The sequence below is a fragment of the Bordetella genomosp. 13 genome (assembly GCF_002119665.1).
Lineage (GTDB): Bacteria > Pseudomonadota > Gammaproteobacteria > Burkholderiales > Burkholderiaceae_B > Bordetella.
Map to the genome: position 1 here is coordinate 4568024 of NZ_CP021111.1, position 13780 is coordinate 4581803.

General features: G+C 66.2%; 15 protein-coding genes. 9 read left to right on the forward strand and 6 right to left on the reverse strand.

Going from position 1 to position 13780, the window contains the following annotated elements:
- Window positions 1–5 precede the first annotated feature (5 nt).
- Window positions 6–1184, reverse strand: a complete 1179-nt coding sequence (locus CAL15_RS20605) for a thiolase family protein (RefSeq protein ID WP_232468046.1) — start codon at window positions 1182–1184, stop codon at window positions 6–8.
- Window positions 1185–1296: 112 nt separating this feature from the next.
- Between CAL15_RS20605 and CAL15_RS20610 the strand changes: the two genes are divergently transcribed.
- Window positions 1297–2106: an IclR family transcriptional regulator gene (locus CAL15_RS20610; protein WP_086080194.1), complete on the forward strand. Its 810-nt coding sequence runs from the start codon at window positions 1297–1299 to the stop codon at window positions 2104–2106.
- Between the two features lie 12 nt (window positions 2107–2118).
- On the opposite strand, the gene CAL15_RS20615 is transcribed toward CAL15_RS20610, so the two are convergent.
- Window positions 2119–2892 carry a fused MFS/spermidine synthase gene (locus tag CAL15_RS20615; protein WP_086080195.1) on the reverse strand — a complete coding sequence of 258 codons (774 nt, stop codon included), beginning with the start codon at window positions 2890–2892 and terminating at the stop codon, window positions 2119–2121.
- Window positions 2893–3038: 146 nt separating this feature from the next.
- Between CAL15_RS20615 and CAL15_RS20620 the strand changes: the two genes are divergently transcribed.
- The gene (locus CAL15_RS20620; protein WP_086080196.1) at window positions 3039–3821 is read left to right on the forward strand and encodes an AraC family transcriptional regulator; all 783 of its coding nucleotides are present in this window, start codon (window positions 3039–3041) and stop codon (window positions 3819–3821) included.
- A gap of 317 nt (window positions 3822–4138) precedes the next feature.
- Window positions 4139–4990, forward strand: coding sequence for a hypothetical protein (locus CAL15_RS20625; protein WP_086080197.1), 852 nt, complete (start codon window positions 4139–4141; stop codon window positions 4988–4990).
- Here the strand turns inward: CAL15_RS20625 and CAL15_RS20630 are convergent.
- From CAL15_RS20630 to CAL15_RS20645, 4 genes are all read right to left on the reverse strand, one after another.
- Window positions 4971–5840 carry a PhzF family phenazine biosynthesis protein gene (locus CAL15_RS20630; protein WP_086080198.1) on the reverse strand — a complete coding sequence of 290 codons (870 nt, stop codon included), beginning with the start codon at window positions 5838–5840 and terminating at the stop codon, window positions 4971–4973. The two genes, CAL15_RS20625 and CAL15_RS20630, sit on opposite strands and share 20 nt — an antisense overlap.
- A 10-nt stretch (window positions 5841–5850) precedes the next feature.
- Entirely contained in the window at window positions 5851–6975 is a 1125-nt protein-coding gene (locus CAL15_RS20635) for a lyase family protein (RefSeq protein ID WP_086080199.1), read from the reverse strand.
- Between the two features lie 4 nt (window positions 6976–6979).
- Window positions 6980–7954 carry a Bug family tripartite tricarboxylate transporter substrate binding protein gene (locus CAL15_RS20640; RefSeq protein ID WP_086080200.1) on the reverse strand — a complete coding sequence of 325 codons (975 nt, stop codon included), beginning with the start codon at window positions 7952–7954 and terminating at the stop codon, window positions 6980–6982.
- A gap of 71 nt (window positions 7955–8025) precedes the next feature.
- Window positions 8026–8793, reverse strand: a complete 768-nt coding sequence (locus tag CAL15_RS20645) for an AraC family transcriptional regulator (protein ID WP_157666704.1) — start codon at window positions 8791–8793, stop codon at window positions 8026–8028.
- Between the two features lie 340 nt (window positions 8794–9133).
- Between CAL15_RS20645 and CAL15_RS20650 the strand changes: the two genes are divergently transcribed.
- From CAL15_RS20650 to CAL15_RS20675, 6 genes are all read left to right on the forward strand, one after another.
- Window positions 9134–9736: a DUF1326 domain-containing protein gene (locus tag CAL15_RS20650; RefSeq protein WP_086080202.1), complete on the forward strand. Its 603-nt coding sequence runs from the start codon at window positions 9134–9136 to the stop codon at window positions 9734–9736.
- Complete coding sequence (locus tag CAL15_RS20655) at window positions 9733–10560, forward strand: DUF2182 domain-containing protein (protein WP_086080203.1); 828 nt, start codon at window positions 9733–9735, stop codon at window positions 10558–10560. Before CAL15_RS20650 ends, CAL15_RS20655 begins: the two co-directional genes overlap by 4 nt.
- A gap of 100 nt (window positions 10561–10660) precedes the next feature.
- Window positions 10661–10918: an RNA-binding protein gene (locus CAL15_RS20660; RefSeq protein ID WP_086080204.1), complete on the forward strand. Its 258-nt coding sequence runs from the start codon at window positions 10661–10663 to the stop codon at window positions 10916–10918.
- A 190-nt stretch (window positions 10919–11108) separates the two neighbouring features.
- Entirely contained in the window at window positions 11109–12074 is a 966-nt protein-coding gene (locus CAL15_RS20665) for a Bug family tripartite tricarboxylate transporter substrate binding protein (RefSeq protein ID WP_086080205.1), read from the forward strand.
- Between the two features lie 14 nt (window positions 12075–12088).
- Window positions 12089–12835 (forward strand): ABC transporter substrate-binding protein, encoded by a 747-nt coding sequence (locus CAL15_RS20670; protein ID WP_086081218.1) that lies wholly within the window; start codon window positions 12089–12091, stop codon window positions 12833–12835.
- 130 nt (window positions 12836–12965) lie between these two features.
- The gene (locus CAL15_RS20675) at window positions 12966–13778 is read left to right on the forward strand and encodes an alpha/beta fold hydrolase (protein ID WP_086080206.1); all 813 of its coding nucleotides are present in this window, start codon (window positions 12966–12968) and stop codon (window positions 13776–13778) included.
- The last annotated feature ends 2 nt before the right edge of the window (window positions 13779–13780 follow it).

Below are 13780 nucleotides of genomic sequence, written 5' to 3' on the forward strand. Positions count from 1 at the left end.
CCTCCTCAACGTCCGTAGATGATGGACATGGCCTTGCCGGCGACGTCCGATACGTATTGCACGTAGCGGCAATCGGGCACCTGGCGCTTGCCCAGTCCGCCGCGCGCCTGGCGCACGGCCTCGATCTGGTGGCTCCAGCCCTGCATGTACGACTCGGAAAGATGGCCGCCATGCGTGTTCACCGGCAGCTTTCCCCCTACGCCGATACCGTTCTCGGCGATGAAGCGTCCGGCCTCGCCAGGACGGCAGTACCCGAAGCCTTCCAGCGCGAACAGGATGTGCGGACTGAAGCTGTCGTACACCATCAGCGCGTCCACGTCCTCGGGGCCGATGCCGGCCGCGGCGTAGACCTGCTGCGCCGCGCCCTGCTGAGCCGGCAGGTAGAAATCGACCAGGCGCGGGCCCAGGCTGGTGGCGTTGCGGTTCAGGTCGCTGCGGCCCAGGCCGTGGATCATCACCGCCTTGTCCGACAGCTTACGCGCGCGGCTGGCTTCCATGACGATGAGCGCCACGCCGCCGTCGTTGATCAGGCAGTAGTCGTTCATGCGCAGCGGCTCGGCGATGTACTTCACCGCCAGGTAGTCCTCCATGCTGAGCGGCTTGCCGTGCATGATGGCGTTGGGATTCAGGTTGGCCCACTGGCGCTGGCCCACGGCCACCTGTCCCAGGTCCCTGTCGGTCACGCCGTGCAGCTCCTTGTAGCGCTGGAACATCAGCGCATACAGCGCCCCCTGCGAGGTCAGGCCCCAGGGGCTGTGATACACGTACGACAGAAAGGCCCCGCCGCCCATGGCTTGCGGACCGCCATACTGCACCGCCGCCGAACGCTGGTCGTTGCCGTACACCAGTGCCACCACTTCCGCCAGGCCAGACTTGATGGCCATGACGGCCTGGAACACGGACTGCACCGCGTCGGCCTGTCCGCCCCAGCGGGGATCGATGTTCAGGATCTCGCCCATGCGTTCGTAGGCCGTCGTCGGTCCCACGATCAGGCCGTCCACGTCGTCGCGGGTCAGCCCCGCGTCTTCCAGCGCGCGCTTGAAGGCCAGCGCGGCATAGCCGTACGAATCATGCGGCTTCTCGCCGTTGCGCACACGGCGATAGTCTTCCACCCAGTCCGTGTGGCCTATGCCGACCACGGCGGAGATCTGGGATGTGTTGGTGTCCAAGGTATCGGTCGTCACCTGGGCAGTCTCCCTTAATGTGGACTATTCTTTCGGATCAATCGAGATTTCTGCCATTATCCGCGCACAGCTTTGGCGCCTCGGCAAAATTTCGTCCACATTATGAGATTGCATGAGAACCGATCCAGATACCGAGGAAGGCCGAACAGGCACGCAGATGGTGCATCGCTGCGCGGCCCTGCTCAAGCTCATCACCGCGGACAACCGCAAGGGCCTGCGGCTCGTCGAGCTGTACCAGGCCAGCGGCCTGACGCGCCCCACCACGCATCGCATCCTGCAGGCCCTGGTCACCGAACGCATCATCCGCCAGGACGAGAAGACCAAGCGCTATCACCTGGGATCGCTCGCCTATGAAATGGGCCTGGCCGCGGCCATGTCGTTCGACCTGCGCGACGTGTGCCATCCCTTCCTCGAGCGCGTCGCCGCCGCCACGGGCGACACCGCCTTCCTTACCATACGATCGGGTTTCGACGGCGTCTGCGCGGGCCGCGCCGAAGGCGCCTATCCGATCAAGGCTTTCGTGCTCGATGTGGGCCGGCACCGGCCCCTGAACATCGGCGCCGGCGCGGTGGCGCTGTTGAGCGGCCTGCAGGACGACGAGATCGAACGCATCTACCAGGCCAACAGCAAGCGCATCGCGCGCGACTACCCCACCTTCAACGTGAAGACGATGTGGGAACGCGTGGAGCACGTGCGCACCAAGGGCTACTTCATCAACGAGGTGCTCGAGGTGCAGGACATCCGCGCGCTGGCCATGCCGATTTTCGGGCCGCATGGCGCGCCGGTGGGCGGCCTCAGCGTGTCGGCGCTGAAGAAGCGGCTGTCGGGCCATTACCTGCGGGACAAGCTTCAGGTGATGACCGAGGCGGTGCGCGAGATCGAGGCGAAGCTGAAGACCGACGGCAGGGACGAGCACGCCTAGCCGCGCGGCGGGTCAACGCAGCGTCAGCGTGGCCTCGATCAGCCTGAAGGTCGGCAGCAGCTGCCGCCAGGCATCCTTGGCCATGGCGGCGGGCTTGCGCAGCGCCGCGGCCAGATCGACGTCGTCGAACGGCTCGCCCTTGCGCGCGAACACGATGCTGTTGGTCATGTCGTCGTCCACCACCTCGAACAGTGACGCGCCGAACACCTCGCGCAAGTGCGCCAGGCAGACCGGATAGGTGGCGCTTTCGAAATGCAGGTTCACGACGAGAATGCCCTCGGACGACATGGCCGTGCGGCAGTCCTCGAAGAATGCGCGCTCGCACAAGGCGGGCGGCATGCCCCGGCCATCATAGGCATCGACCAGCAGCACGTCCGCGAGGTCGGCGCCGGCGCGAGGCTCTTGCAGATAGAGCCTGCCATCGGCGGCGATCACGCGGAAGCGCCCGTCATCGGGCGGCACGTGGAACGCATCGCGCAACGCGATGACCTCGGGGTCGATCTCTACCACGTCGATCGACGTCCCGGGCAGGTAGCGATGGCAGAACTTGGCCAGCGATCCGCCGCCCAGGCCGATCATCAGCATGCGGCGCGGCGCGCTGTCGAACAGCAGGAAGCCCATCATCAACCGCGTGTAGTCGAGCTCGAGCGCGTAGGGATTGAGCAGCGACATGCTGCTCTGGACTGCCGCGGAACCCGCGAACTGCAGCGTCAGCGCATCGCGCGTGCGGCGCAACTCGGGCCGGGTCGACGGCGGATCACCGGACGGGGAATCAGGCAGGGACATGGCGTATGGGACGACGAAAGACCGGCGGAAGCCTCGGATTATCGGCCCTGGCGGCATTTCTTCGGGTAGATCTGTCACTGTTCATACACAAATCCGTCTGATGATTGGGCTTCGATATCCCCTCGCACGCAGTCCAGGAGACCGCCATGCTGGATTTCGACGTCGTCTGCAACGATCGCCACGACTACGCGAACGGTCCGCACGCCCATGCGGACGACATGCTGTTCATGCCGCTGGACGGCCTGTTCTCGGTCTCATCCCGCGACGACCGCCGGCCCGCGCTGCTGGACAACAGCAGCGTCTGGTGGGTGCCCAGCCGGCAGGTGCATCAGGTGACGGCCACGCCGGACCAGCGGCATCTTTGCTACTACCTGCACATGCCTGCGCTGTTGACCGCCAGCCGGGCCAAAGACGCACCGTCCGGCGCGGCGGCACAGCGCTGGACGATGTCGACGTTTTTGCTGGACCTGCTTCGGGTCCGAGCGCATCTGCGGCATCGCGGGCGTCCGGCGCCGGGGCTCTCGCAGGCCGAGCTGGACCGCGCCATCCTGGCCGAGGTGGGCCGCATCGTGGCATCGCTTGCGCCAACGGACGCGCAAGAACCCGATCGACTGGTGCAGGCGGTCAAGACATATGTGCGCGCGCACCTGGACGAAGACCTGTCCTGCCGCGAACTTGCCGAGCGCATGCAGACCAGCGCGCGCACGCTGGCACGGTGGTTCCAGGGTGTCGAAGGGATGCCGCTAGGCCAGTACGTATTGCGCGCGCGCCTGTCCGAGGCCCATCGCCTGCTGCAGCTGACGACGCTTCCCATCTGCGATATCCAGCAGGCGGTCGGGTTCGCCTCGGCCGCCCACTTCGCCTACGCGATGCGCCGCGCCTACGGCGTGGCGCCCCGCCAGTTGCGCCATCGCCGCCTGGCGGACTAGCAACAGGCCTGAGCGCGGTATCGGCGGCGCGGCTGGCGGCTGGCGGCTGGCGGCTGGCAGAAATTCGATAGTCCTGGCCGCAAATCGACAATCCGGACCGCGACGCGGCCCTAAGCTGGCCGTACCGACTCGCATGGTCGGTGACCCGTACCACCCCGTTGCGCCTCTCTGCGCCAGACGCGTGCAAACGCCCTATGCCGCCGCATAGCGCATGTTACGCCAGCCTCGCATCCGTCCTCTGCCACCCACAATCCGGCTCCAGCGGCTGGCGGCTCCAGCACGCCCCGCCGCTTCGGAGCGCGCCTGGAGTAAATGCAATGAACAAGTTCCGTCCGATCGTCGACATCGAGATAGCGCTGGTCGACAACGCCGCTGCCCGGCATGCCCTCTACGATTCCTATGCGGCCTCGGCCCGGGCCGTCGAGCGCATCGAAGCCTTCTTCGACCAGTTCACGGCACGCGCCTGGTCGCAGGAGGCCCGCAACACCTTCTTCCGCAATTGGCGGTCACCGGGTATCGGCGCGGCAAGCTTTTGCGCGCTTACCTTCAGGCTGATGGAAGCGGCCGAGAACACGGACGACGATCGGCAGCGTCCCGTGCTGTACCGCTGCGCGACCCGCGCTTCGGAGGTGTCGCGCGAGGACGTGGGCATCGGCACGACAGATCACCAGAAACTGTACGAGGATTTCGCGACGCGGCTGGCCGGCAACGATCAGTGGAAGCTCGACAGCCATGTCGTTCCCGGGCTGAAGCGCTTCATCAATGCGTCGCGCCACTATCGTCAGGCCGGCGCGGACCTGGGCCGCGCAATGCTGATCTCTCTGCCCGAAGAGCTGTACAACCATGGCGAGTTCGCCTATTGCGCCGCCCGCTTCTCGCGCTGGCAGCGTGACGTGCTCGCGCGTCCGCGGGACTCGTGGGGCGCCGACCTGAAATTCATCCACGACCACCTGGGCGACACCGAGCGCGGTCATTTCGCGGCGCTGGTGCGCGGCTTCGAGGATTACTGCACCGCGCTGTCGGTGCCGCCGGACTGGGACGCGATGTACCAGGCCAACGTCGAACTGCTGGACGACATGGCCCATTCGTACGACAAACTGTACGACCGCATCGTCGAGCTGGACCGCGACACGGCAAGGGCCCCGCTTGCTATGGCGCCTGCTCCGTGACCTCGCCGCTCAGCCAATACGTGGACGACGCGTGCGGCGCGTCGTGCCGCGGATCTTCCATCGTCACGCACATGCGCGACAGGCGTCCCATCGCGCGTCCCTGCAGCACGTTGGCCGTAACGCCACGCGGAATGTCGATTCCGTAATGCCCGAGGGCGCCGAAAAGCGCCGTCGCCGCGATGCCGGTGGCGGCGTCTTCGAGGTAGCCCGAGGACTGGGGAAACTGTCGCGCCTCGTAGGTAAAGGCCGCGTCTTGCGACACGGCGAAGGGATAAAGCCCCGTGGACCCGATGCGGCCGCAGAGGTCGCGCATCTCGTCGAAACGCGGCGCCAGGGCGTTCAGGATATCCGTCGATGCGATATGGATGATGGTCTTCGGCCGACTGGTGGAGGCGTTGCAGATCAGGGGTGTGGCCAGATCGGAAGGCCTGATCCCCAGGACGCGCAGTATGTCGTCTATATAGCCGGCTTCCACCGGCTGCACGGTGGCGCCGGGTTGGCCGATCCGGATGCGCGCGGCGCGCATGTCGATCGTGACCTCGCCCGCCAGCGTCTGGACAGTGATGAGGGTAGGCGCTGCCAGGCCGCGCATGCGCAGCAGCCAGCCCGTGCCCAGCGTGGCATGGCCGCACATTTCCATCTCGCGCGTGGGAACGAAGTAGCGCAGCCGGTACGGAGCCGCTCCATCGGTGGGAAACAGGAAGGCGCACTCCAGGCCATGGCGCTGCGCCATGGCCTGCATGTCCGCTTCCGTCATTCCGGTGGCATCAAGCACGATGGGGCACGGGTTGCCGCCGCCCCCTTGTTCGGTGAACACGTTCACCACCACAGTCTCGGGTTCGCGATTCATTCAGGAATTCCTATTTCGATGCACTGAGTGCCGCCATCGTCGGCTTCAGCGGATGAAGGTGAGGGACGAACCCGGTGGCGAAGGCACGCGTCTGCTGCGCGAGCACATGCACCGCGTCGAGCAGCGCGTAGGCTACCAGCGGGAACGCGGTGAACAAGGCGAGCTGCCCGCGCGCGGCCAGGTCGACCACCATGCCGCTTTGCCCCCTGACATAGGCGCAGGCCATCAGGATGGTGGTGGCCTGCTTCGGGTTGCTCTTGCCCAGCAGCGTCGTCGAATCGTGGGCGCTTTCCTGGAATCCCAGGTCTGCAAAGCCGTGCTCGGGTCCGGAGCACAGCAGAAGCATGTCGGCGGCCATCTTCTCGATGCCGGACGCAAGCGCGCCGAGCGCCGAGGCGAAGGCGGCCAGCGAGCGTATGCCGGCGATCTCATTGCTGGGCGCCGCACTGGACCGGCACTCGAGGCCTTCGGCGGCATTCCAGCTTGCGACATAGGCTGCGGCGAAACGCCGGTGCACGCCATCTCCATTGCCCAGAGAATAGCCACCCTGCGGAATCGATGCCAACGGACCCGCGGCCTGCGTCAGCCAGTCGTGGTGCGCATGGACGAGATCGGCCCAGCCGCCCACGACCTGGCCCAGGGCCATCCACTTCGCATCGCGCAGGAACGTGCGGCCCATGACGCGGCTGTCTCCGGCGCGTGCGGCGCTGTCGCGAAGCCGGCTTTGCAGCAGACCGCAGGCCGGATCCAGCTGGACGCGGTAGGCCCGCAGCAGCGCCAGCTGCAGCACCGTGGGGAACGTGTCATTGGTCGACTGATTCCAGTTGACGTGCTCGGGCATCACCGACACGCCCGAGCGCTGCGCGCAGGCCTGGGCGATGCAGGCGTTCGCCCAGCGGTTGAACTCGAGCCCGCAGCCGGATTGCCAGATGGAGGGACCGGGGTCTTCCCGGCGGCTGACGCGCAGTGCCTGCGCCTGCTGCGCAATGGCTTGGGCGACGGTGTCGGGCAACAGGCCCAGCGATCCGTTCGCTCGCGCCGCCGCGGCCTTGTGGGCCAGAAGCGTGTCCAGAAAAACTCGAGGCAGAAACTTCTCGGGCGAGTAACCCGCCGTGTCGCCATCCATCAACTCCATGGCGCTACTCGTCGATCTGCAGATTCTGCGCCTGGGCCACGTCGCGCCAGCGGGCGTAGTCGGCGCGCACCTGCGCCGCGAACGCCTCGGCCGTTCCGCCCTTGGCCGTCGCGCCCTGCGCCTGCAGCTGCGCCTTGACGTCAGGGTCGGCAAGAATGGCGTTCGTCTCGCGGTTCAGGCGGGCCACGATGTCCGGCGGCGTGCCGGCAGGAACGGCCAGCCCATACCAGATCGTCGGGGCGTAGTCCGCCAGCCCCTGCGCCTCGAATGTGCGCACGGCAGGCAGGCTCTCTTGCGGACTGGTAACGGCAATCGGCACCAGCTTGCCTGCCTGGATCTGCGCCAGCGTCGTCGGCACCTGGTCGAACAGCACCTTCAGCTGGCCGCCTATGGCGTCATTCAGGGCCGGACCCGCGCCCTTGTACGGAATGTGGACCAGCTGCGCCTTTGCTTTCGCGCCCAGCAGCTCCATGGCCAGGTGCGCGAAGGAGCCAGCGCCCGGCGTGCCGTAGTCGAGTTCGCGAGGATGCTTCCTGGCGTAGTCCAGCAGTTCGGGCAGCGTCTTGACCTTCAGGCTGGGATGCACCATCAGCACGTTCGCGACTTCGGCCAGGTTGATCACCGCGACCGCATCCCGTTCGACTTGATAAGGCGTCTTGGGGTGCGTGGCGGGATAGGTGGAGAACGTCGTGGTGGTCACCACCAGCACCGTATGGCCGTCCGGCGCCGACACCAGCGCCTGCCGCGTGCCGATGGTGCCCGAGGCGCCGCCCCGGTTTTCCACGACGAAAGGCTGCCCCAGGCGCTGCGACAGCTTCTGCGCGATCAGCCGCCCTATCACGTCCGTGGTACCGCCAGGAGGAAACGGAATTACCACCGACACCGGACGAGTGGGCCAGTCCGCGGCGTGCGCCGCGATGGGTGCGCTGGCGATGGCAAGGCATGCCAGCAGACAACGGGAGTAGATTGAAGGTCGCATGTTGGTCCTCGATGAAGTCCGATGACGATACGACCGGGGCCGCCTGCTCCGTTATGATCAGGCTGCCACTGCTATCGATTTATCACTTTAGTGATATTTTTGCGCAGCGCCGAAGGCGATACGCCGAAACGCTTGCGCACGGCAAAGGCGAAATGCGCGGCGGATGCGAACCCCACCGCGCCCTGGATGTCGGCAATGGACAAGGCGGTGGTACGCAGCAGCCGGGCCGCCTCTTGCAGCCGCGTCTCGAGAATGTACTGGCCGATGGACATGCGCTCGCGCGTGCTGAACCAGCGGGCCAGCGTGCGCTCTTTCAGGCGGAATCGTTCGGCCAACGAGGCGCAGCCCAGGTCCTCGTCCAGGTGCTGCGCGATGAACGCCTTCACCGCCGACAGAATGGCCGCGGTTTCGTCGGACACCAGAGGCACCGGCGTGCCGGCGACGATGCGGCACACTTCTGCGATGATCATGCGGTCGAGCGCTTCGCGGCTCAGGTCTATCGTCACCGCGCGACCCGGCAGGAAATGGCGCCGCAGGCGCATCAGGTCATGCAGGATCGTGCTCATGCTCCAGCAGCGCGGCTGTGAGAATCCCTGGCTATCCAGCCGAGCCATGTCCGCGTAGTAGCACAAGTGCCGCTGCCGGTTGCTGGCCTCGACATGATGGGCCCGGCGTCCGGGCACGTACCACATGGCGCCGTCGGTGATGACGGCGGAACGGCCATCGGCCGCAACCGAAAAGACGCCGTCCAGCGGCACGAACAGCATGTCGTCGGCATGCACGTGCGGGCCATTGCCGTAATGGGGACGGTCGTTGCATACCACATCGAAATCGATCATTTCTTTCCTCGACCGGCGCAACACGGCCTGCTGCACGCCCGCGTGGAAGCGCCGGATTCCACGCGGCTTCGAGGGCATCGAAACACATGGCCGTCCCCAGTCCATGCGCCTGATCCAAAATCAGACTTCTCCCGTCTAATCCGTATCGATACCTCCAAAAGCGGGTCTGGCGGCTTTCGGGCGCCGGCCGGCTTGACGGGTATTCGTCAGCGGTACAAGAATCGAATTGCCGGCCAGGCGCGCCCGGCCAAGGGTGCCTGGCCATGGGCGTCCGGCGAGCGGCGCCGGCTGACGGCGCGTGCCGGGCAGCGATTCACCGGGCCAAACGACGGGGGAGCATATGAGCTATCACCTGGAAGGCCGTCTGCTCGAGGTCTGCAACTGCAACGTCCTCTGCCCTTGCTGGATAGGCGAGGATCCCGATAACGGCACCTGCGACACCATCGTCGCATGGCGCATAGACAAAGGCACCGTGGACGACGTGGACGTCAGCGGCAACACCGTCGCCGCGGTGGCCCACGTGCCGGGCAACATCCTGGAAGGGAACTGGAAGGCCGCGATCTACGTTGATGAGCACGCCTCGGATGCGCAGGAGAGGTCTCTGCTGAAGGTCTACACGGGTCAGGCCGGCGGCCCCATCGCCGATCTGGCGAAATTGATCGGCGAAGTCGTGTCGGTCGAGCGCGCGCCCATCCGTTTCACCGTGGAAGAAGGCAAGGGAGAACTCGAGATCGGCGCGGACTACTACGCCCGGCTGGAGCCCTACCTGGGCGCCACAGGCGGACAGACCACGCTGACCGACACGATATTCTCCACCGTGCCGGGCGCTCCCGTGTTCGTCGGCAAGGCGCCCACCTACCGTTCGAGGAACGAAGCGCTGGGCATCAACGTGGACATCAAGAACCACAACGCCCTGCAAAGCACCTTCGTCTTCGACGGATGAACCACGCCGCGAATGGCGCGATTGCGGGCAGGCCGCGTCGCCGCCGCGCCTTTCTGCTGGTCCTGTCCGCGCTGATTGCGCTGGCCTGGCTGGCGTTGTGGGCCTGGGCTCGCAGTCCGTACGGGCGCTATCTGGAACACGACGACTGGACGGCGACCGGACCGGCGGCGTTCCTGTGCCGCGCCGTGCCCGGCGGCGACGTGGTGGTGCCGCTGGCACTCTACGCGGCCGCATGGGTCCTGATGACGGCGGCCATGATGCTGCCGACCATACTGCCTCTGTTCGACGTCTTCGACCGGCTGGCGGCCGCACGTCGCGACCACGGCAGGCTGCTGGCATTGCTGGTGCTGGGCTACATGAGCGTGTGGGCCGCGTTCGGTGTGCTCGGTCATGCCGTGCACACGGCCTTGCTGGCCTGGTTTTCCACGACCCCCGTGCTGGCATGGCACGGCTGGCTGGTCGGCGTCGGGTGCATCGGGCTGGCTGGCGCGTTCCAGTTCAGCCCGCTGAAGTACCGGTGTCTGCAACAGTGCCGTACGCCGCTGAGCTTCGTGATGCAGCATTGGCGCGGCGGGCTGGCGGCGCGGCAGGCCTATCTGCTGGGCGTGCATCACGGACTGTTCTGCGTGGGCTGCTGCTGGGCGCTGATGCTGGTGATGTACGCGGTCGGCATGGGCAGCCTGGGATGGATGCTGGCACTGGCGGCCGTCATGGCGATCGAGAAGAACCTCCCCTGGGGCCGGCGCATCAGTGCCCCACTGGGCGTTGCACTGCTGGGATGGGCCTTCGTCATGGCGGTGGAAGGGATGGGCGGGACGCCATGAACCCCGGCGCGCCCAGCCCGTCGCCGGCTCCACCAGGCCAACCGGGCGCCAGCCGGGACATACCGGCCGCGTCGACTGTTCACTTTGCAGGAGAAAGATCATGGCGGCATTGCTCCTCACCCACGTTCACGAAACCACCTCGGACGACGAGATCAAGGCGTTCCTGAACAAGTACGGCCTCCCGTCGTTCGACGAGATCCAGCGCGTTCCCAGCACTGGCGGGCGACCGGCAGTGCTGTTGAAATTCAACGACGCAAGCGCGGCGGCCTTGCAGACACTGGTGCCGCGCATCCACAACGTGTACTGGAAAGAGCGCACGATCACGGCGATGATCATGCGGGAGTCGCCGGGCGAATAGGCCCGCCCCGACGGTCCGGCGCGTTTGGACGCGCGGCCGCCACGGCTGCACGCGAGCTGCCTTCGCACCCATGAATACCGCTCATGGGGTGCCCCAATATTCTTCAGTTGCCCTCCCACGGGACCCTCCGTAGTCTGCTGTCCACCGCCCCTGGCGCGGACTATTCATCAAAGCAAAAAACGGAGACCCCATGAAAACCAGGCTTGCCCTCTTCCTGACGTTCGCACTGGCTTGTGCGCCCTCCTTCGCCCAAAACTACCCCGAGCGCGCCGTACGGGTGCTCGTGCCGTTCGCCCCTGGCGGTGTGGTCGATATTGCGGCGCGACATCTCAGCGAACAGCTGTCCCAACTGTGGAAACAGTCGGTGGTCGTGGAGAACCGGCCCGGCGGCAATGGTTTCATCGCCACCACAGCCGCCGCGCGCGCGACACCGGACGGATATACGCTGCTGATGGCTCATACCGGCGAGTTCTCTGTGAATCCCGCCGTGTTCAAGTCGGTGCCTTACGACCTGGACCGCGATTTCATCCCGGTTTCGCTGGTTACCGATACGCCGCTGGTCCTGGCGACCAAAAGCGACTCCAAGCTCAATTCGGTGAAGGACGTGATCGATCGATCGAAGGCAGCCCCCGGTTCGCTGACCTTCTCCAGCCCCGGCAACGGCAGCTTCAACCACCTGGCTGGGGAATGGTTCGCCAGTAGCGCCGGGATCAAACTGATGCACGTCCCCTATCGCGGCGGCTCCCCCGCGGCCGCGGCCGTCGCCTCCGGCGAAGTCTCGCTAGGCGTGGTGGCGGCGTCCTCGATGGACCAGTTCGTGAAGTCGGGGCACGTCAAGGTTCTGGCGGTCATGACCAAACGCCACATCCCCACGCGTCCGGAGTGGCCCACCCTGCAGGATGCCGGCGTCCCCGACGTGGACGCCGCCAACTGGGTCGGCCTGCTCGCCCCCAAGGGCACCCCCGCCGACGTCATCGCCAAGCTCAACCGCGACGTCAATACCGTCCTGAAAGGGCCCAAACTGGTCGAGACTTTCGCGATGGGCGGCGGCGAGGCCGTGGGCTCGACCTCTGAAGAGTTTCGCGCTCGCATCGAGCGGGACTTGAACACCAACCGCACCATTGTCGAGAAAGCCGGCGTGACCATTTCGCAATGACGGGGTTGCATGCCATGAGCTTGACGTCCCACCTGAAGGCAGCCTTTGCCCCCGAGGGCTGCCTGCGTGCCTCCATCAACCTGGGCAACCCCATCCTCGCACGGCGGGATGCGCAGGGCGATCCCTGCGGCGTGTCAGTGGATCTTGCCCACGTCTTCGCGCAGCGACTGGACGTGCCGTTATCCCTGGTGGTGCACGACAGCGCGGGAGACTCCGTCTTGACCGTGTCCAGCGGACTGGCGGACATCGGCTTCTTCGCGATCGACCCACTGCGGAAGGACAGCCTGCTGTTCACCGCTGCCTACGTGCTGATCGAAGGCTCTTATCTGGTCCGGTCGGATTCGCGCCTGGCCGCTCTGCCGCAAGTGGATCAGCCCGGCGTCCGGGTCGTCGTGGGCAAGGGCAGTGCCTACGATCTATACCTGACGCGGACGCTGAGACACGCGAGCATCCTTCGCGCACCCACCTCTCCCGCAGTGGTGCAGACCTTCCTCGATGAGGGCGCCGAGGTGGCCGCAGGCGTGCGCCAGCAGCTGGAGGCAGACGCCATCCGCCACGGCGGCCTGCGTCTGCTGCCCGGCAGTTTCATGACCATACGGCAGGCCATGGCCGTCCACCGCCGACGGGGGCAGGAGGCCGCCGCGGAGCTTGCGGAATTCGTCGAGGACATGAAACGCGAAGGATTCGTCGAACGTGCGCTGAAGCGCCACGGCATCGACGGCGCCAGGGTAGCCCCGCCCGCGAAACCCGGACCTGCATAGACACACCCGAATCGCGCAACGGGCGCAGCCGCATTGCAGCATGAGTCCGCTTCATAGGCGGGCAATGAAAAGCTCGTTTGCGGGCGGCGGGGGCGCCACGCACCATCACAGCTCGTCAGCAAGGAACGCCATGAAACACACTACTTCCCAGGACGGCCATCGCATTGCCTACCAGGCGACAGGCAAGACGGATGCGCACAGTCCCAAGATCGCCTTGATCCATTCCTTGGCCATGGACCATACCTTCTGGGAGCCGGTCGCCGAGCGGCTTTCCAGCCGCGCCGGCATCGTTGCGATCGATGCGCGAGGCCATGGACGTTCGGACAAGCCGCCCGGCCCTTATGACGCCCCGACCATGGCGCAAGACCTGGTAGCCGTCCTCGACACGCTGGCTTGGGACAAGGTGCTGGTCGCCGGCGCCTCCATGGGCGGCTGTATCGCCTTGCAGTTCGCCGGCAGCCATCCCGAACGATGCGCCGGCCTCGGCCTGATCGACACCACGGCGTGGTACGGCGACACCGCGCCGCGCGACTGGGCCGCGCGGGCCCAGCGCGCACGTACCGAGGGATTGCAGGCCTTGATCGAATTCCAGAAGTCGCGCTGGTTCAGCGACGACTTCCTCAAGCAACGGCCAGAGGTCGTGGACCGCTGCATCGAGATATTCCTGCGCAACGACGTCGACGCCTTTGCCGCCACCTGCCACATGCTGGGGCAGTTCGACGGGCGGCCGCTGTTGCCGCGGATCGGCGTCCCGACGGCGGTGGTGGTCGGCGAACAGGACTATGCCGCGCCCGTCGCCATGGCCCAGGCCCTGCACGAGGGCATCGCCGGCTCTTCAATGACCGTGCTGCCAGACGCCCGCCACCTCACGCCCCTGGAGACACCGGACGTCATCGCAAACACACTGCTCGGCCTGCTCGAATGCCGCGCCCGCGACCATTGAGG